Genomic DNA, 16,825 nt, shown 5'->3' with positions numbered 1-16,825 from the left:
AGGACTTTATCGGGCTTTAGAGCCCTCCCGTATGCGGTGGCTGCTGCGGCAACTGCTCGCTGGTGCCGCCCGGGATCGGACGCTATTGCTCCCTGGGCGTTGCATGCCGCGCTCGGACGCACGCGATGGGCAATGACGCGTTGGGCACTCGGGTTGAAGATGTCCGCCGGTTCGCGTAGCGCAGGATCGGCGTGGTGACAGGTGCTGCGATGCATCGGCTGGCAGGGGGCTTGGGCGCTAGAGCTGTCGCGATGGAGCGCTGATCGACAGCGTTGCGCATTGCGCACCGCCGGTCGCTTTGGTGTGCAGCACCGCCGCGCACGCCAGGCGCAGGCGTGTGTATGCCGGCTTGACCCGACGCGTGGCATGCTGCGGCTCTCTTTCAACGGAATCGCCTGCATGTCTGTCCTGATGCGTGCCCTGGTATTGCTGCTCCTGACCGCCTCTCTGTCGGGTTGCGGGTACAACGCGATCCAGCAAAAGGAAGAGGGCGTCAAAGCCGGCTGGTCGGAAGTCCTGAACCAGTACCAGCGCCGTGCCGACCTGATTCCCAACCTCGTGCGCACCGTGCAGGGTTACGCACAGCAGGAGCGCCAGGTGCTGACCGAAGTCACCAATGCGCGTGCGCGCGTCGGGCAGATCCAGGTCAATGCCGATGACGAAGCCTCGCTCAAGAGTTTTCAGCAGGCGCAGGGCGAACTGGGCAGCGCGTTGTCACGGTTGCTGGTGGTCAGTGAAAATTACCCGCAGCTCAAGTCCGACCAGTCGTTCCGCGACCTGCAGGTGCAGCTGGAAGGCACCGAAAACCGCATCACCGTGGCCCGCGGCCGATACATCCAGACGGTGCAGGACTACAACACCTACATCCGTTCGTTTCCGCAGGTGATCACCGCCAAGATCTTCGGTTATCAGCCCAAGCCGAATTTCAGCGTGGAAAACGAAGCGCAGATCTCGCGCGCGCCGCAGGTGGATTTCGGCAATCAGCAAGCGCCGCAGCAGCAGCCGCCACAGCAGCAACCGCAGCCTGCGCATTGAATCCCTGCACTGCGCAGTACCGAATGCTGCGCGGTGTGCTGCACGGCACGTCGAGGCAGTCGCTACGTTGGCCATGTCGATCCATCTGTCGCTTGCTTAATCAAGACCTATTTGTAGATGCGGTATATCAAGCCACTCTCCCCTCGGGAGAGGGGCTGGGTGAGGGGACGCAGCGACGCCCTTGCATCGTTCCAATTGCGCGTGGCGTCGCTCGCGCGCCCATCCGCCCCTGCGGGGCACCTTCTCCCGCACGGAGAAGGGACAGCCAAGTGTCGGTGCTGATGAATTGTCAGTGCTTATCAGGTAGGAGTCGGTAATGCGGAAAATGGACAGGTGGGTGTGCTGGATAATGGCGTTACTGCTGCTGCCCGCTTCGGTGCTGGCGCAGGATCTTGCGGCCATTCCCCCCTTGCGCTCGCCAGTGGTCGATGTCACCGGCACCCTCGATGCGGCGAAGATCCAGCAGCTCGAGCAGCAGGCGCTGGCGTTGCAGCAGCGCAAGGGCGCGCAGCTGCAGATCCTGATCGTGCCGACCACCCAGCCGGAGGCGATCGAGCAATACGCCCAGCGCGTGTTCGATCAGTGGAAGATCGGGCGCCAGGGCGTGGACGATGGCGTGCTGCTGCTGGTGGCCAAGGACGATCGCCGCGTGCGGATCCAGCCCGGTTATGGCCTGGAAGGCGCCATCCCCGACATCGTGGCCAACCGCATCATCCAGGAGTATCTGGCGCCGCGCTTTCGCGAGGGCGACTACGGCGGCGGCATTCGCGATGCGACCGCGACGCTGGCCGGCCTGATCGAGGGAGAAGCCCTGCCGGAACCGGTCAGCGGGCACGCCGATGGTGGCGTGGGCAACGGTGCAGGCGGTGGCGGCTGGATCATGGCCTTGTTCATTGGATTTGTGGTCGCAATGGTGGCGCGCGGCATTCTCGGCGCCTTGCCGCGGCCGTTGCGCGCTGTGTTGACCGGTGTCGCCGCCGGCGCTGCCGCCCTGCTGTTTACCTCGTTGCTGTTCGCCAGCGTCGGTGCAGCCATCATCGGCCTGTTGGCGGGCCTGGTCTCCGGCTCGCCTGGGCGCTTCGTCGGTGGCGGTGGCTGGGGCGGCGGTGGGTTCGGAGGATTCGGGGGCGGTGGCCGTGGTGGCTTTGGCGGCCGCGGCTGGGGTGGCGGCGGTGGATCATCGGGAGGCGGTGGCGCCTCGGGGAGCTGGTAATGCGGTGGTTCAGGCATTTTTTCGCGCCCTCGGCGCAGCGCAGGTTTCCGGCTGCCTGCATGGACACCATCGCTGCGGCCGTGGCCGCCAGCGAACGCAGCCATACCGGCCAGATCATGGTGGCGGTGGATGCGGACCTGCCGCTCGGGGCGCTGTGGCGTGGGCACACGGCCCGCCAGCGCGCCGAGCAGGCGTTCGCGCAGCTGCGCACCTGGGACACCGAAGCCAACAACGGTGTCTTGATTTATCTGCTGCTGGCGGACCATGCCATCGAAGTGGTCGCCGACCGCGGCCTGCGCAGCCAGGTGCCGGAGGCACAGTGGGCGGAGGTGTGCCGGCGCATGCAGCAGTTCCTGCGTGAGGGCCAGCACGAGGCCGCGGTCCTGGCCGGGATCGAGGCGGTGACCGAGCTGCTGGTCGCGCATTTCCCGGCCACCGGCGACGTGCAGCATGAAGACGAGCTGCCCGATCGGCCACAGCTCTTAGGCTGAGCGCGCTCGAGGTGTCAGAATAGCGGCCTCGCTTTTCGTCATACGCGGTCCGCATGATCTATCTGCACGCCATCGACCCCATCGCCTTCTCGCTCGGCCCGGTGCAGGTGCACTGGTACGGCTTGATGTATCTGGCCGCCTTCTTCTCGGCCTGGGCGCTGGGCCGCTCGCGCATCCTGCGCGGCCGTCTGCCCGGCGTGGATATGGACGGTTTTTCCGACCTGCTGTTCTACGGCATGCTCGGCGTGGTGCTGGGCGGGCGCATCGGCTACATGCTGTTCTATGCATTCGAGACCTTCCTGGCCAATCCACTGATCCTGTTCAAGGTGTGGGAGGGCGGCATGAGCTTCCACGGCGGGCTGCTGGGCGTATTGATCGCCTGCTGGCTGTGGGCACGCAAGCATCGCCTGCACTTCTTCGACGTGATGGATTTCGTCGCGCCGCTGGTGCCGTTGGGCCTTGGCTTCGGGAGGCTCGGCAATTTTGTCGGCGGCGAGCTGTGGGGTAAGTTCACCCAGGCCGGCTGGGGTGTGATCTTCCCGCATGCACCGGAGCTGGCTGACACCGCACCAGCGCAGATTCACGCGCAGTACGCCGCCGGCGCACTGGATCGCTTCGCCCGTCACCCGTCCCAGCTGTACGAGGCCGCGCTGGAAGGCGTGGTGATGTTCGTCGTGTTGTGGGCATTCTCGATGAAGCCGCGTGCGCGCTATGCGGTGTCGGGGCTGTTTGCGCTGCTGTACGGGGTGTTCCGCTTCATCGTGGAATTCGTGCGGGTGCCGGATGCGCCGATTGGCTATCTGGCCTTCAACTGGCTGACGATGGGCCAGATTCTGAGCTTGCCATTGATTGCGGTGGGTCTGGTCTTGCTGGCGATGTCGCGCCGCGCGCCGGTGTTGCAGCCGGTGGTCCCGGTTGCCGCAACCGTGGAGGCGGCCAAGTGAAGCCGTACCTGGATCTGCTGCAACACGTGCTGGAACACGGCGCCGAAAAGTCCGATCGCACCGGTACCGGCACGCGCAGCGTATTCGGCTGGCAGATGCGCTTCGATCTCAATGCCGGTTTTCCGCTGGTCACCACCAAGAAGCTGCACCTGCGCTCGATCATCCACGAGCTGCTGTGGTTTCTGCAGGGTGATACCAACATCGGGTATCTGAAAGACAACCAGGTGCGTATCTGGGACGAATGGGCCGACGACAATGGCGATCTTGGCCCGGTCTATGGCAAGCAGTGGCGGCGCTGGACCGGCCCGGACGGCGTCGAGATCGACCAGATGCAGTGGCTGGTCGATGAGATCAAACGCAATCCGGATTCGCGCCGGCTGGTCATCAGCGCCTGGAATGTCGGCGAACTGCCGCAGATGGCATTGATGCCCTGCCATAGCCTGTTCCAGTTCTACGTGGTCGACGGCAAGCTCAGTTGCCAGCTCTACCAGCGCAGCGGCGACATCTTTCTGGGCGTGCCGTTCAACATCGCCAGCTATGCGCTGCTGACCCATATGGTGGCGCAGGCCACCGGCCTGGGCGTGGGCGATTTCGTGCATACGCTGGGCGATGCGCATCTGTATTCGAATCACTTCGAGCAGGCCCGCGAGCAGCTGACGCGCACCCCGCGCGCATTGCCGACCTTGCGCCTGAATCCCGAAGTCACCGACCTGTTCGGGTTCCGCTTCGAGGACATCGCGATCGACGGCTACGACCCGCATCCGGCGATCAAGGCGCCGGTCGCGGTTTAGAAATCAGCTCATCAAGGAGGACGGTATGCAGAGGCGTTTGCCGGTTTTCATCGCGTTGCTCGGGCTGGCGTCGACAAACGCCATGGCGCTCGCTGAAACCGTGCGTGGTCCGGCCGGCAGCCTGCAGCTGCCCGATGGCGTGACCGCGACGGTCGCGCCATCCAATCCGGCGCATCCGAGTATCGACACCAGCGCGATCATCACTTTGACCGCGGCGCAGGCTGATGCGCTTGGGCCGGTCACGCTTGAAATGAGTTGCGCACCGGCTTTCGGTCAACTGAATTCGGCCAAGGGCATGGAGCGATTGGCAGCGGTGACGTTTCAGTTGGACAAGAAGCTGAAACGCGAAAAGGCCGAGTGGATCGAACTCGATACCCGGCAGGCTTACCGTGCCGATGCCTCGCGTGCCGATGGGACGCGGCTGACACAATGGCTGGTGCCGTCAGGGAGCGCGTTTGCCTGGATCAAGTTCGACCGGCCGGGCGCTTCGCCGCTCGAGCAGGACGTGTTGAATGCCATCGCCGGGATCAAACTCCTGTGCGGCTCCACGCCTGAAAGCAACAAGGTCCGGTGATGTTGAAGCTTGCGCTTGTCGTGGCGCTGGACCGCAACAACGCTATCGGCCGCGACAACGATCTGCCGTGGAAGTTGCCGGACGATCTCAAGCGCTTCAAGGCGCTGACGCTGGGCAAGCCGATCCTGATGGGGCGCAAGACCGCGCAATCGCTGGGGCGCGCCTTGCCAGGGCGCCTGAATCTGGTGCTGACGCGCTCAGGGCAGGTGCCGTTCGCGGGCATGCAGGCGGTGGCATCAATCGATCAGGCGATAAAGCGTGCCGGGCACGAGGGCGCGCAGGAGTTGTGCGTGATCGGAGGCGGCGAGGTGTATCGCCTGACGATGGAACGCGCAGACCTGTTGGCTGTCACCGAGGTGGACACCGTGGTCGACCATGCCGATACGCACTTCCCGCCGATCGACCCGGCTGTGTGGGTGCCGGTGCAGCGCGAGGAGCATGCAGCCGATGCGCGCCACGCCTTCGCATTTTCTTACGTGGATTATCGGCGCCGCTGAGCGGCCGGATTTTCACGCCGGGCAAGGCTGACGAAGGTGCGACGCTGCACTGCGAGGCAGCGTGGCAAGCGTGGATCGAACACCCGGCGCGTCAATCGACGCGCTTGTTCACCACCACCTCGCCCAGTTCGATCAGGCGCGCACGCACGACGTTGCGGCTCAGTCCCAGCAGGGCAGCGGTCCTGACCTGGTTGTGGTGGCAATGCCGGTAGGCGGCACGCAATAGCTGCGCTTCGACGGTGGCATGCAGCGCGCCGTCATTGCTCTCGAACAAGGTGTCGAAGGCGCGTGCGAGCAGAGCCGTGGCATCGGGTTGCGCATCGCTGGTGGACGGGGTGGGCAGGCGCAGTGGCGACAACCGGATGTCGTCAGCGCGCACCACGCCGTCGCGGTGGATCAGCAAGGTGTGGTGGATGACATTTTCCAGCTCGCGGATATTGCCCGGCCACGGGTACTGCACCAGGAGCCGCTCGGCCTCCGCGCTGACCATGACCTGGCCATGGCCCAGGCGCTGGCTGTAGATCTGCACGAAATGGCGGATCAACGGTGGAATGTCGCCGGGCCGTTCGCGTAGCGGCTTGAGCCCGACGCCGACCACGTTGAGCCGGTAGAACAGGTCCTGGCGGAACTGCCCCTGGCCGATTGCCTGTTCCAGCGGCACGTTGGTGGCGGCCAGCACCCGTACGTCGATCGGGATACTGCGGCGCGACCCCAGGCGCACCACTTCGCGCTCCTGCAGCACGCGCAACAACTTGACCTGGATCGGCATCGGCAGATCGCCGATCTCGTCGAGAAACAGCGTGCCGCCATTGGCTTCCTCGAACCAGCCGGCCTTGGCGCTGAGTGCGCCGGTGAAGGCGCCTTTTTCGTGCCCGAACAATTCTGCATCGACCAGCGATTCGCTGAAGGCTCCGCAGTTGACCGCCACGAACGGCTGCTGCGCACGCGCGCTGAGGCTATGGATATGACGCGCCACCAGCTCCTTGCCAGTGCCGGATTCGCCGATGATCAGTACGCTGGCTTCGCTGGGCGCCACGCGTTCCAGGTGTGCCAGCAATGCCTGCGATGCCGGGTCTTCGAACACGTGCGCGGCGGCGGTCGTGCGGTTGCCGGCAGCGACGCGTTGCGGCAACGACGGTAGGGTCAGCAGACGGAAATCGGACATGGGCCGGGTGCTAGGAGAGAGAAGAGGGAGCTACGCAGTACCGAGATGCGCAGGCGAACTCGCGGTGACGAGCATGCCGCCACAGCGATTCATGAGTAGAAGCTGGGTGTAGGCGCCTGTTGCCGTAGCGCCCATTCGCCGAGTTCGCGCACCTTGTAGTCGACCGGATCGTGCAGGGTCTGGGTACGCAGATTGCGCCAGTAGCGGTCCAGGCGCAGCGCCGCATGGGTGGCGCGTGCGCCGGTGACCTCGAACAGTTTGCTGCTCACCTCCAGCCCCACGCGTGTGGTGGCGACCTTGGCGGCGGCCACTGCCAGGGCCACCTGTGCACGTTCGTCGCCGGTGAGCGCGTGTTCCTTGCGCCAGGCGGCATCGAGCAGATCGGCGGCGCGCCCGGCCAGCAGGCGTGCGCTTTCCAGCCCCAGCCAGAACTCGCCGTAATGGGCCAGGATGTAGGGATCGTCGCTGGCCCGTTCGACCCCGGAGCGATGCCAGGGACGCGTTTCGGTCAAGGTATAGGTGCGTGCTTCTTCGAACGCGCCTTCGGCGATGCCCAGGAAGACATGCGCAAACAGCAACTGCGCCAGCAAGGGGCGCAGGCACGCGAATGGCGTGCTCAGCGGGCCGGGATCGAGCAGTAGCTCGTTTTCTTCCACCCGCACGCGCTCGAAGGTAGTGCTGCCGCTGTCGGTCTGGCGCTGGCCGATGTTGTCCCAGTCGTGGCCCAGCGTGATGCCGCTGCGCGCGGTGGGCACGGCGCCGATCAACAGCTTGCCGCTGCGCTCGTCCAGTGCGGAGGCGATCAGCATCTGCGAATCTAGAGCGCCGGAACAGAAACTCTTCTTGCCGGAAAATTCGCGCCAGCCCTCGTACTGCACGGCGACGGTGCGGGTATCCAGGGGATTGAGCGCGTTACCCCAGAACCACTGCTTGCGCGCGGTCTGCTCCAACCACGGCTGCCACTGCGCCGGTTGGCCGAACAAGCGCACGGTGGCCAGCATCAGGTGGTGGAAGCCGAACACGTGCGCGATCGAACTATCGGCCTTGGCGAATTCGCGCACGATGGTCAGCACCTCGCTCCAGCTGGCGCCAAGACCGCCGTATTGCAGCGGGATGCTCAGGCCCAGCAAGCCGCTGGCGCGCAGCACATCGCGTTCTGCCTTGGGGGTGCCGCCACGCGCATCGCGTTCGATTGCGGTGGCTGCGAAGTCGTTGGCCAGGCGGCGGGCCGTGTGCAGCGGATTCAGTACGGTGGGTTGCAGTTGGTGGCTTGTCATGCGCGGTGGCCTCGTTCCAGTCGCAGAGAGATGATCGGTACCCGGTGGCGCGCGTGCCGCCGGCCCGTGCCGGTTGGCAGCCGTATGTGTCGGGGTGGCCTGCAGGCGAACGCCGCATGCTTACACCGCATGGATGTCGTGCAGCGCAGCCAGCAGGTCCTCACGCGCCTCACGCAGCGCCGCCTCGTGCGCCCGGCGGTCGCGTGGCCGCGGCGGGTCCAGTACCTGGGTATGCACGATGGACCCGGGCTGGCCGCCGATAACGATGGCGCGGTCGCTCAGATAGACCGCCTCGTCGATATCGTGCGTCACCAGCAGCACGGTGAAGCCGTGCTCGCCGGCCAGGCGCAGCAACAGCTGCTGCAGCCGGATGCGGGTGAACGCATCCACCGCGCTGAAGGGTTCGTCCAGCAACAGCACCTGCGGTTGACGGTAAAGCCCGCGCGCCAGTGCCACCCGCTGCGCCTGGCCGCCGGAGAGTTGCTTGGGCAACGCCTGCGCGTGGTCGAGCAGGCCAACCTCGGCCAGCAACTGTTGCACGCGCGGCGATTGCCGCGCTGCCGCCGGCGAAACGGCGGTGTCGTCGGCGAAGGCGACATTGGCTGCCACGTCCAGCCAGGGCAGCAGGCGCGGCTCCTGAAAGATGAAGCCGATACGGCGGTCGATTCCCTGCACGCGGCTGCCATCCAGCAATACTTCGCCGCCGTAGTCGCGCTCCAGGCCGGCGACGATGCGTAACAAGGTGCTTTTGCCGCAACCGCTGGGTCCGATCAGGCCCAGGATTTCGCCCGGTGCCACGCGCAGCTCGATGTCATGCAGCACGCTGCGTGCACCGAAGCGTTTGTTCGCTACCTGGATCTGCAGGCCGGCACTCATGCCGCGTGCGCCGCGTGCGGGTGGGCGCGGCGGTTCTGCAGGTTGTCGCGCCAGTGCAGCGTGCGGGTTTCCAATGTCTTGAGCACGCTGTCACTGAGCTTGCCGAGCAGGGCCAGCAACACGATGGCGGCAATGACGATGTCCGGCCGCGAGGTCTCGCGCCCGTCGCTCAGCAGATAGCCCAGCCCGCGCGTGGCCGCGATCAGTTCGGCGGCCACCAAAAACATCCAGGCCAGGCTCAGACTGGTACGCAACCCGGTGAAGATGGATGGCAACGCGGCCGGCAGCAGGATCCGCCGCACCATGCGCCCCCAGGGCAGGCCATAGGTCTCGCCCAGCTCGATCAGCGTGCGGTCGACCTGGCGCAGGCCATTGGCCACGCCCAGATACATCGGGAAGAACGCACCGATCGCGATCAGGGTGATCTTCGGCGCTTCGTCGATGCCCATCCACAGCAACAACAACGGCACCCAGGCCAGGCTGGGAACCGCGCGCAGCGCCTGGAAACTGGGATCCAGCAAGCGCTCCAGCCAGCGATTCAAGCCGACGCCGATGCCGATCAGCAGCCCCAGCCCGGCACCCAGCGCAAAGCCCACCAGCACCCGCAGCACGCTGGCGCCGAGATGGCCGGCCAGTCCCCGGCCCGCTTCGTCTGCCAGCGTGGTCAGGATCTGGCTGGGAGGCGGCAGCAGATAGCGTGGCGTCCACCCCAGCGCCGAGCACACTTCCAGTGCCGCAAAAAAGCTGATCGGCAGCACCAGGCCCAGGCTGCCGGCAGGTAGGCGCCAGTGTCGAAGCAGGCGGCGGGACGGTGGCAGGGTGCGCGACAGGCGGAGCGAGGTCTGATTCATGGTGGCGGTCACCCCTGCGCCACGCGTGCGCGCGTGGCATAGCGTGGATCGATCAAGGTGCCCAGCACCTGGGTCAGGTCGGTTCCCGGCCGCACCAGGCCTTCTTCCAGCAGGATCGGCGCGGCGCTGCGCAAGGCCGCCAATTGCTCGGCACCAATCAGTGGCCGGCTGAGATCGGTGCGCCGCAATTGCAGTTGCGCAACCGGCACCGAGAGCCTGGCCTGCTCGGCGATCAGGCTCGCCAACGCGTCCGGATGCGCGATGGCCCAACGGCGTGCCTTCTCATAGGCCTGCAGCACCAGCGGAATCTGCTCGGGGTAGGCGGCGGCGAATTTTTCGCTGGTGTTCAAGAAGCCGTACGAATTAAAGGCGACGTTGCGATAGAGCAGCCGTGAGCCGGCTTCGAGCTGGCTGGCAGCCATATGCGGGTCCAGTCCTGCCCAGGCATCGACATTGCCGCGTTCCAGTGCAATACGCCCATCCGGATGCTGCAGATGGACGATGTCGACGTCGTTCCGGTGCAACCCGACCTCGCGCAGCGCGCGCAACAGGAACAGATACGCGTCGGTGCCCTTGGTGGCGGCCACCCGTTTGCCCTTGAGTTCGGCCACGCGCTGAATTGGCGATTGCTTGCCGACGACCAGGGCCACCCATTCCGGGCGCGAGTACACATAGACCGCCTTGACCGGATTGCCGTTGGCGCGCCCCAGCAGCGCGGCCAGGCCGGCGGTGCTGCCAAAGTCGATGCTGTTGCCGGCCAGATACTCCAGTGCGCGATTGCTGCCGGCCGATAACACCCAGGTGACCTCGGTGCCCTGCGGCCTGAGCGCCTCTTCCAGCCAGCCGAAGTGCCTGAGCACCAGCGAGGTGGGCGAGTAGTAGGCGTAATCCATGCGCAGGCGCTCGGGAACGGCGATCTTGCGCGGTGCGTCTGCGGCGCCGGACAGCAGTGGCGGGGCACCGAGCGCGACTCCGGCCAGCGTTCCGAGTTTGAGCAGGTTGCGACGCTTCATGAGTACTCCTCTCAGCGCGCCGAAGCGCGTGGCACGATGGTGTTGGCGATGACCTCGCCGAAGGGGCCGCTCAGTGGTTGCCCGGGCAGTTGTTGCCGGCGTGCGCGTGGCAGCAGCGGGAACACCAGTTCGGCAAAGCGATAGGCCTCTTCCAGGTGCGGATAGCCGGAAAAGATGAAGGTGTCGATGCCGAGCGCCGCGTACTCCTCGATCCGCTGCACCACCGTCTGCGGGCTGCCGACCAGGGCGGTACCGGCACCGCCGCGAACCAGGCCAACCCCGGCCCACAGGTTCGGGCTGACTTCCAGATCGGCGCGCGTGCGGCCCTGGCCACGCCCATGCAAGGCGGCCATGCGCCGCTGGCCGACAGAATCCATACGCGCGAAGGCGCGCTGTGCGCGCTCCACGGTGTCGTCGTCGAGATGGCGGATCAGTGCGTCTGCGGCCGCCCAGGCCTGCGCGTCGGTTTCGCGCACGATGACATGCAGGCGGATGCCGAAGCGCAAGGTGCGCCCAAGCGCGGCCGCCTTGCTGCGGACGGTAGCGATCTTCTGCGCCACCGCAGCCGGTGGCTCGCCCCAGGTGAGGTAGGTGTCCACCTGCTCGGCCGCCAGATCGTGCGCCGCATCGGACGAGCCGCCAAACCACACGGGTGGATACGGCCGTTGCACGGTGGGATACAGCAGTTGCGCCGCCTTGACCTGCAGATGCTTGCCATCGAAGTCGTAGCTCTGGCTGTCATGGCTGTGGCGGATGATCTCGCGCCAGATCCGGATGAATTCGGCCGAGGCATCGTAACGGTCGGCGTGATCGAGAAACACGCCATCGCCTTCCAGCTCGCCGCGGTCGCCGCCTGTGACCAGATTGACCAGCAGGCGCCCTCCGGACAGCCGGTCGAAGCTGGCCGCCATGCGCGCTGCCAGTGCGGGCGCCATCAGCCCGGGGCGCAGCGCCACCAGAAACTTCAGCTGGCGCGTGGCATTGATCAGGCTGGACGCAATCACCCACGGGTCTTCGCAGGAGCGCCCGGTGGGAATCAGTACCCCTTCATAGCCCAGCGTGTCCGCCGCTACGGCCACCTGTGTCACGTAGTCGGCACTGACCTGGCGCGCGCCTTCGCTGGTGCCCAGATAGCGGCTGTCGCCGTGGGTGGGAATGAACCAGAACATCTCCATCGCACTCTCCTTCAGGTGGGCTGCCGGCATCGCGCCGGCGAACCGGATCAGGCGATGCGCAGTCGCGCATCGGGGCGCACGCCCAGCACGCCGGCAGCGCGTTCGGCGGCCAGTGCGATACGCTGGCACAGCGCTTGATCGACCACCCGGTAATCGTGGAAATCGCTTTCGCTGGCATAGATGCCGATCGGTAGCGTCAGCGCCTGGAAGAACGCGAACAATGGCCGCAGTTGGTGATCGATGACCAATGCATGCCGTTCGCTGCCGCCGGTAGCGGCCAGCAACACCGGCGTGTCGATCAGTGCGTGCATGTCGATCAGGTCGAACAGATGCTTGAGCAAGCCTGGATACGATCCGCGATACACCGGTGCGACAACCAGTAGCAGGTCTGCCGTTTCGACCTGGCGCAAGGCCTGTTCCGTGGTTGCGTCGACGTCGCTGCGCCATTGCGCCGTGCCCAAGGGCTTTGCGATATCGCCGAGCTGGATGATGCTGGGCTTGATGGCCAAGTGCTGCGCCAGCTCTGCCAGGGTGGCCTCTGCCAGGGCCAGGCTGCGCGAAGGGCGCGAGGTGCTGCCGGAGACGGCAACGACATTCAACGGAGTGCGCATGCGAGATTCCTGTAGGGGGGCGTGTCGAGCTGTCACGCAAACTCCGTGCCATCCAGACATGCTTGCTGTTGCTGCAGCGACATAAAACGCGGAAGCAACATGCGTCGACGTGTCAATCACGAGCAATTGCATCTGACTGCATGGCGCGATGCAGTGCAATGGCAAAGCGCCATCAGCGATGGCGTGCGCTTAGCAGAATTGAGAATGATCTAATGAAATTGCAGAAAATGAGCTGTTTCAAGCTATTTTCGATGCGGTCTTCATGACGTAACGAGTATGAGCATAGAGCGCGTGGAGATAAGCGCCCAAAAACTGTTTGCAGGGAAACATTGGATCAGCAGTTTGCGCATTTTCCTGGTTGGATAAATTCATACAGTGCGGCATGCAGGACGAATCACACGCGTGACATTGTTCGTTTCAATAACGCCCGGTGCGTGCAGTGCAGTCACGCGCCGGGTAGCTACGTGGCTGCTGGAGTGATCGCCCGGGCTTTACGAACAAGGTCGCGTGGATGCGTGTACATCACCGATATCGGCGTGGTATCGCGCAGCCAGAGCCTGTTTGCGTAGCCCGCAAGGTTGCATCGCGTTGTCGTATTGGGTCGTTCGCTGGCGAGTCAATTGTTTTCGCGCGGCGCGCGATGTTGGTCAACGCGATGTGGATCGCACGGCGGGCATGTCGACATGTCGCGCAGAGATAAGCATGGCACGCGATGTGCGTTGCATGCGATGGCGGTGACCCGCGTACGCGCGTCGTATTTGCAAAGCGCAATGCATGTGCTTTCCAGCACCGAAGAAGACCGGCAGCGTGCAGTCCGCCGTCCAATCCTTATCCTCGCAGGAGTTTCCAATGAGCCATTCGTCCAACGCTGCGCCGCTGAGCTTCGCCTACTGGGTTCCCAACGTCAGCGGCGGGCTGGTCGTCAGCACGATCGAGCAGCGCACCGACTGGAGCCTGGACTATAACGTGCGGCTGGCGCAGGCCGCCGAACACGCCGGCTTCGATTACGCGCTGACCCAGATCCGTTTTACCGCCGGCTATGGCGCCGAGCATCAGCATGAGTCGGTGTCCTTCAGTCAGGCCTTGCTGCATTCCACCTCGCGCCTGAAGGTATTGGCCGCTATCCTGCCCGGCCCCTGGGCGCCGGCCGTGGTGGCCAAGCAGATCGCCACCATCGACCACATCAGCAACGGACGCATTGCGATCAATGTGGTCAGCGGCTGGTTCAAGGGCGAGTTCGTTGCCATTGGGGAGCCGTGGCTGGAACACGACGAGCGCTATCGGCGCTCCAGGGAATTCATCCAGGTGCTGAAGGGGATCTGGACCCAGGATGCCTTCAGTTTCCATGGCGATTTCTACCGTTTCAACAACTACACCCTCAGTCCCAAACCGCTGCAGAAGCCGCACCCGGAGATCTTTCAAGGCGGAAGTTCGCGCGCGGCGCGCGACAACGCGGCAAGCGTGTCGGATTGGTATTTCACCAATGGCAACACGCCGGAGCAGTTGCGCATACAGATCCAGGACCTGCAGACCAAGGCGGCCGCCAACGGCCACCGCGTTCGTGTCGGCGTCAACGCCTTCGTGATCGCGCGCGAGACCGAACAGGAGGCGCAGGCGGTGCTGCAGGAAATCATCGCGCATGCGCATGTCGATGCGGTCAGGGCGTTCGCCGATGCCGCGCGGCAGGCCGGGCAGGCCTCGCCGGAGGGCGAGGGCAATTGGGCCACCTCCACCTTCGAGGACCTGGTGCAGTACAACGACGGTTTCCGCACCAACCTGATCGGTACGCCACAACAGATCGCCGAGCGCATCCTGGCCCTGCAGGAGGTGGGCGTGGATCTGGTGCTGTGCGGCTTCCTGCACTTCATCGAAGAGGTGGAGTACTTCGGCCGAGAAGTGCTGCCGCGTGTGCGCGCGCTGGAAGCGCAACGCGCGCTGGAAGCGCAACGCGCGCAGTCGGCGCTGGCCTGAGCACCACGCCCAGGCCGCGACGGCGGCCGGAGGCTTATTCCGCTGCCGGGCCGGCTGGACGTGTGGTGCCGGCGCCGGTTTCGCCGGCATTGGGCGCGGCGGTGCCCTTGCCATTGGCGCCGCCGCTGCCACCAGCGCCACCGCCGGTGCCGTTTCCGCCACGTCCACGGCCACGCCCGCGCGGGCGGCCCTGGCCTTCGCGTGGACGCCGCGGCGCGTTTGCAGCAGGGGCGGCGGGGACGGTGACTTCGCGCCCCGGCACCTGCACCACACGCAGCTCCTCGGTATCCAGCTGCAGGGCGGTGAGCTTGCCGCCCCACACCGCGCCAGTATCGATGGCATGCACGCCCTGGGTGATGGTGAGCCCCAGCGCGGACCAGTGGCCGCACACGATCTTGAGATCGCGCTCGACCCGGCCTGGCACCTCGAACCACGGGTAGAGTCCTTGTGCCTGCGTGCCCGGCGTGCCCTTGTCGTCGGTGGCGATGCGCCCGCGCGGCGTGCAATAGCGCATGCGCGTGAACAGGTTGATGATCGCGCGGCTGCGGTCGTATCCGCTCAAACCTGGCGACCAGCCCGGCTGATCGCCATACATGTTGCGCAACAGTTTGCGATAGCCGCCGCCCTGTAGCTGCTGCTCGACCTCGCGCGCATGTTTTTCGGCCAGCTGCGTGGTCCATTTCGGCGCCAGTCCGGCGTGGATCATCATCCAGCCCAGTTCGCGGTCCACGTGCGCCAGCTTCTGCATGCGCAGCCAGTCCAGCAGCACGTCGCGGTCCTCGGCCAGCACGATGCGCTGCAGGTCCGGGTTGACCTTGCGCTGCTCTTCTTCCGAGCGCGCGCCGATCGCCAGCAGCGACAAATCGTGATTGCCCAGTACCACCACGCTGTGCGCGCGCAGCGAATGCACCAGCCGCAGCGTTTCCAGCGATTGCCCGCCGCGGTTGACCAGATCACCGCAGAACCACAGCGTGTCCTGTGCCGGGTCGAAATTGATCTTCTCCAGCAATCGCTGGGTAATGTCGTAGCACCCTTGCAGGTCGCCAATTGCCCAGACGCTCATCGCGTGCGCTCCATCAATCCAGCAGTCATCAGTGCAGCGTCCTGGGTACGCTCAGCACGAAGGCGGCGATCGGGGCGGTGAATTCGGTGCCATCGTCGGCCACCATGTCGTAATGGCCTTGCATCTGGCCCTGCTCGGTTTCCAGCAGTACACCGGAGGTGTAATGGAAGGCTTCGCCGGGGCGCAGCCACGGCTGCTCGCCGACCACGCCTTCGCCGTCCACCTGCTCGGTGCGGCCGTTGGCGTCGGTGATCTGCCAATGGCGTGCGATCAGGCGCGCGGGCACGGCACCCGCGTTGTGGATGCGGATGCTGTAGGCGAAGGCAAAGCGGCCTTCTTCCGGGGTCGATTGCTGGGCGAGGAAGCGCGGCGACACCTCGACCTCGACCCGATAGCGTGGATCATCTTGCATGGGGAAAGTCTAAATAAAACGGCGTGGGAGCGGCGCTCAAGCCAGCTCGACATTGGCCAGCCGGATGAAATCGGCGACCTCGAGTTGTTCGGCGCGGGCATCCGGCCGCACGCCAGCCGCCTCGAAATGCGCGGGTTCGCAAACGGTGGACAAGGCATTGCGCAGCGTCTTGCGACGCTGCCCGAAGCCGGCGCGCACCACATCGGCAAAGCGGCGGCGGTCGTTGATCATGACCGTGGCCGCATCGCGCGGCACCAGCCGCACCACTGCCGAGTCCACCTTCGGCGGCGGTCGGAACGCGCCTGGCGGCACCACGAACAGTGCGGTGACCTCGCAATACGCCTGCAGCATCACGCTGAGCCGGCCATAGACCTTGCTGCCGGGACCGGCGGCCATGCGGTCGACCACTTCCTTCTGCAGCATGAAGTGCATGTCGGCCACTGCAGGGGCGTGATCCAGCGCATGGAACAGGATCGGCGAGGAGATGTTGTAAGGCAGGTTGCCGACCAGCCGGATCGGTGTGCCGTTGGCCAGTTCGGTGAAATCCACGCTGAGTACGTCGCGGTGGATGATGCTTAGCTCGCCGATCGGTGCGGCCGCCTCGGTCAATGGTGCGATCAGGTCGCGATCGAACTCGATCACCGTCAACGCGCCATGCTTGCGCAGCAGCGGGAAGGTGATGGCGCCCTGGCCGGGACCGATTTCGACCAGGTGCTGGCCGGCGCGCGGAGCCACCGCCTGGACGATCCGGTCGATGTAATACCGGTCGGCAAGAAAGTGCTGGCCAAGCGACTTCTTGGCCGGTGCGCTGAAGGAAGGATTCATGCGCGCAGTTTAACGGAGCCGGCGGCTGCACGCGGTGTCGG

General features: G+C 65.3%; 18 protein-coding genes. 8 read left to right on the top strand and 10 right to left on the bottom strand.

Annotated features, from left to right (window positions below; all coding sequences use genetic code 11):
- Nucleotides 1–399 precede the first annotated feature (399 nt).
- From FHY18_RS10935 to FHY18_RS10905, 7 genes are all read left to right on the top strand, one after another.
- Nucleotides 400–1,035 carry a LemA family protein gene (locus FHY18_RS10935; protein ID WP_259154386.1) on the top strand — a complete coding sequence of 212 codons (636 nt, stop codon included), beginning with the start codon at nucleotides 400–402 and terminating at the stop codon, nucleotides 1,033–1,035.
- Nucleotides 1,036–1,351: 316 nt separating this feature from the next.
- A complete protein-coding gene (locus FHY18_RS10930; RefSeq protein ID WP_259154379.1) occupies nucleotides 1,352–2,248 on the top strand; it encodes a TPM domain-containing protein in 897 nt (298 codons plus the stop codon).
- Entirely contained in the window at nucleotides 2,248–2,739 is a 492-nt protein-coding gene (locus tag FHY18_RS10925; RefSeq protein ID WP_259154376.1) for a TPM domain-containing protein, read from the top strand. Before FHY18_RS10930 ends, FHY18_RS10925 begins: the two co-directional genes overlap by 1 nt.
- A gap of 53 nt (nucleotides 2,740–2,792) precedes the next feature.
- Nucleotides 2,793–3,683, top strand: a complete 891-nt coding sequence (lgt, locus tag FHY18_RS10920) for a prolipoprotein diacylglyceryl transferase (RefSeq protein WP_259154374.1) — start codon at nucleotides 2,793–2,795, stop codon at nucleotides 3,681–3,683.
- Entirely contained in the window at nucleotides 3,680–4,474 is a 795-nt protein-coding gene (locus FHY18_RS10915) for a thymidylate synthase (protein ID WP_259154370.1), read from the top strand. Before lgt ends, FHY18_RS10915 begins: the two co-directional genes overlap by 4 nt.
- A gap of 25 nt (nucleotides 4,475–4,499) precedes the next feature.
- Nucleotides 4,500–5,048, top strand: a complete 549-nt coding sequence (locus FHY18_RS10910; RefSeq protein WP_259154369.1) for a hypothetical protein — start codon at nucleotides 4,500–4,502, stop codon at nucleotides 5,046–5,048.
- 2 nt (nucleotides 5,049–5,050) lie between these two features.
- Nucleotides 5,051–5,545, top strand: coding sequence for a dihydrofolate reductase (locus FHY18_RS10905; RefSeq protein WP_259155953.1), 495 nt, complete (start codon nucleotides 5,051–5,053; stop codon nucleotides 5,543–5,545).
- A gap of 91 nt (nucleotides 5,546–5,636) precedes the next feature.
- Here FHY18_RS10905 and FHY18_RS10900 read toward each other — a convergent pair whose 3' ends face one another.
- The 7 genes from FHY18_RS10900 to msuE form a co-directional block, all read right to left on the bottom strand.
- Nucleotides 5,637–6,710: a sigma-54 dependent transcriptional regulator gene (locus FHY18_RS10900; protein ID WP_259154367.1), complete on the bottom strand. Its 1,074-nt coding sequence runs from the start codon at nucleotides 6,708–6,710 to the stop codon at nucleotides 5,637–5,639.
- Between the two features lie 89 nt (nucleotides 6,711–6,799).
- Nucleotides 6,800–7,987, bottom strand: coding sequence for an acyl-CoA dehydrogenase family protein (locus tag FHY18_RS10895; protein WP_259154366.1), 1,188 nt, complete (start codon nucleotides 7,985–7,987; stop codon nucleotides 6,800–6,802).
- 120 nt (nucleotides 7,988–8,107) lie between these two features.
- Entirely contained in the window at nucleotides 8,108–8,863 is a 756-nt protein-coding gene (locus FHY18_RS10890; protein ID WP_259154356.1) for an ABC transporter ATP-binding protein, read from the bottom strand.
- Nucleotides 8,860–9,714, bottom strand: a complete 855-nt coding sequence (locus FHY18_RS10885) for an ABC transporter permease (protein ID WP_259154354.1) — start codon at nucleotides 9,712–9,714, stop codon at nucleotides 8,860–8,862. The genes FHY18_RS10890 and FHY18_RS10885 overlap by 4 nt, the downstream gene beginning before the upstream one ends.
- A gap of 8 nt (nucleotides 9,715–9,722) precedes the next feature.
- Nucleotides 9,723–10,727, bottom strand: coding sequence for an aliphatic sulfonate ABC transporter substrate-binding protein (locus tag FHY18_RS10880; protein WP_259154352.1), 1,005 nt, complete (start codon nucleotides 10,725–10,727; stop codon nucleotides 9,723–9,725).
- A gap of 11 nt (nucleotides 10,728–10,738) precedes the next feature.
- On the bottom strand, nucleotides 10,739–11,902 hold the full coding sequence (gene ssuD / locus FHY18_RS10875) for an FMNH2-dependent alkanesulfonate monooxygenase (protein WP_259154341.1): 1,164 nt from the start codon (nucleotides 11,900–11,902) through the stop codon (nucleotides 10,739–10,741).
- 47 nt (nucleotides 11,903–11,949) lie between these two features.
- Nucleotides 11,950–12,513, bottom strand: a complete 564-nt coding sequence (gene msuE / locus FHY18_RS10870; RefSeq protein ID WP_259154339.1) for an FMN reductase — start codon at nucleotides 12,511–12,513, stop codon at nucleotides 11,950–11,952.
- Nucleotides 12,514–13,362: 849 nt separating this feature from the next.
- On the opposite strand from msuE, the gene sfnG reads away from it, so the two are divergent.
- Nucleotides 13,363–14,484, top strand: coding sequence for a dimethylsulfone monooxygenase SfnG (gene sfnG, locus FHY18_RS10865; RefSeq protein ID WP_259154336.1), 1,122 nt, complete (start codon nucleotides 13,363–13,365; stop codon nucleotides 14,482–14,484).
- A 34-nt stretch (nucleotides 14,485–14,518) separates the two neighbouring features.
- Here the strand turns inward: sfnG and FHY18_RS10860 are convergent, their stop codons facing one another.
- Genes FHY18_RS10860 through rsmA form a run of 3 tightly spaced genes read right to left on the bottom strand, consistent with a single transcriptional unit; the run spans nucleotide 14,519 to nucleotide 16,784 of the window.
- Nucleotides 14,519–15,547, bottom strand: a complete 1,029-nt coding sequence (locus FHY18_RS10860) for a symmetrical bis(5'-nucleosyl)-tetraphosphatase (RefSeq protein ID WP_259154335.1) — start codon at nucleotides 15,545–15,547, stop codon at nucleotides 14,519–14,521.
- Between the two features lie 28 nt (nucleotides 15,548–15,575).
- On the bottom strand, nucleotides 15,576–15,959 hold the full coding sequence (gene apaG / locus FHY18_RS10855) for a Co2+/Mg2+ efflux protein ApaG (protein WP_259154333.1): 384 nt from the start codon (nucleotides 15,957–15,959) through the stop codon (nucleotides 15,576–15,578).
- A gap of 36 nt (nucleotides 15,960–15,995) precedes the next feature.
- Nucleotides 15,996–16,784 carry a 16S rRNA (adenine(1518)-N(6)/adenine(1519)-N(6))-dimethyltransferase RsmA gene (gene rsmA, locus FHY18_RS10850; protein WP_259154330.1) on the bottom strand — a complete coding sequence of 263 codons (789 nt, stop codon included), beginning with the start codon at nucleotides 16,782–16,784 and terminating at the stop codon, nucleotides 15,996–15,998.
- Between the last annotated feature and the right edge of the window lie 41 nt (nucleotides 16,785–16,825).

The sequence above is a fragment of the Xanthomonas sp. 3793 genome, from assembly GCF_024806835.1.
Taxonomy (GTDB): domain Bacteria; phylum Pseudomonadota; class Gammaproteobacteria; order Xanthomonadales; family Xanthomonadaceae; genus Xanthomonas; species Xanthomonas arboricola_F.
This window is presented reverse-complemented; position numbering and strand designations above follow the sequence as displayed.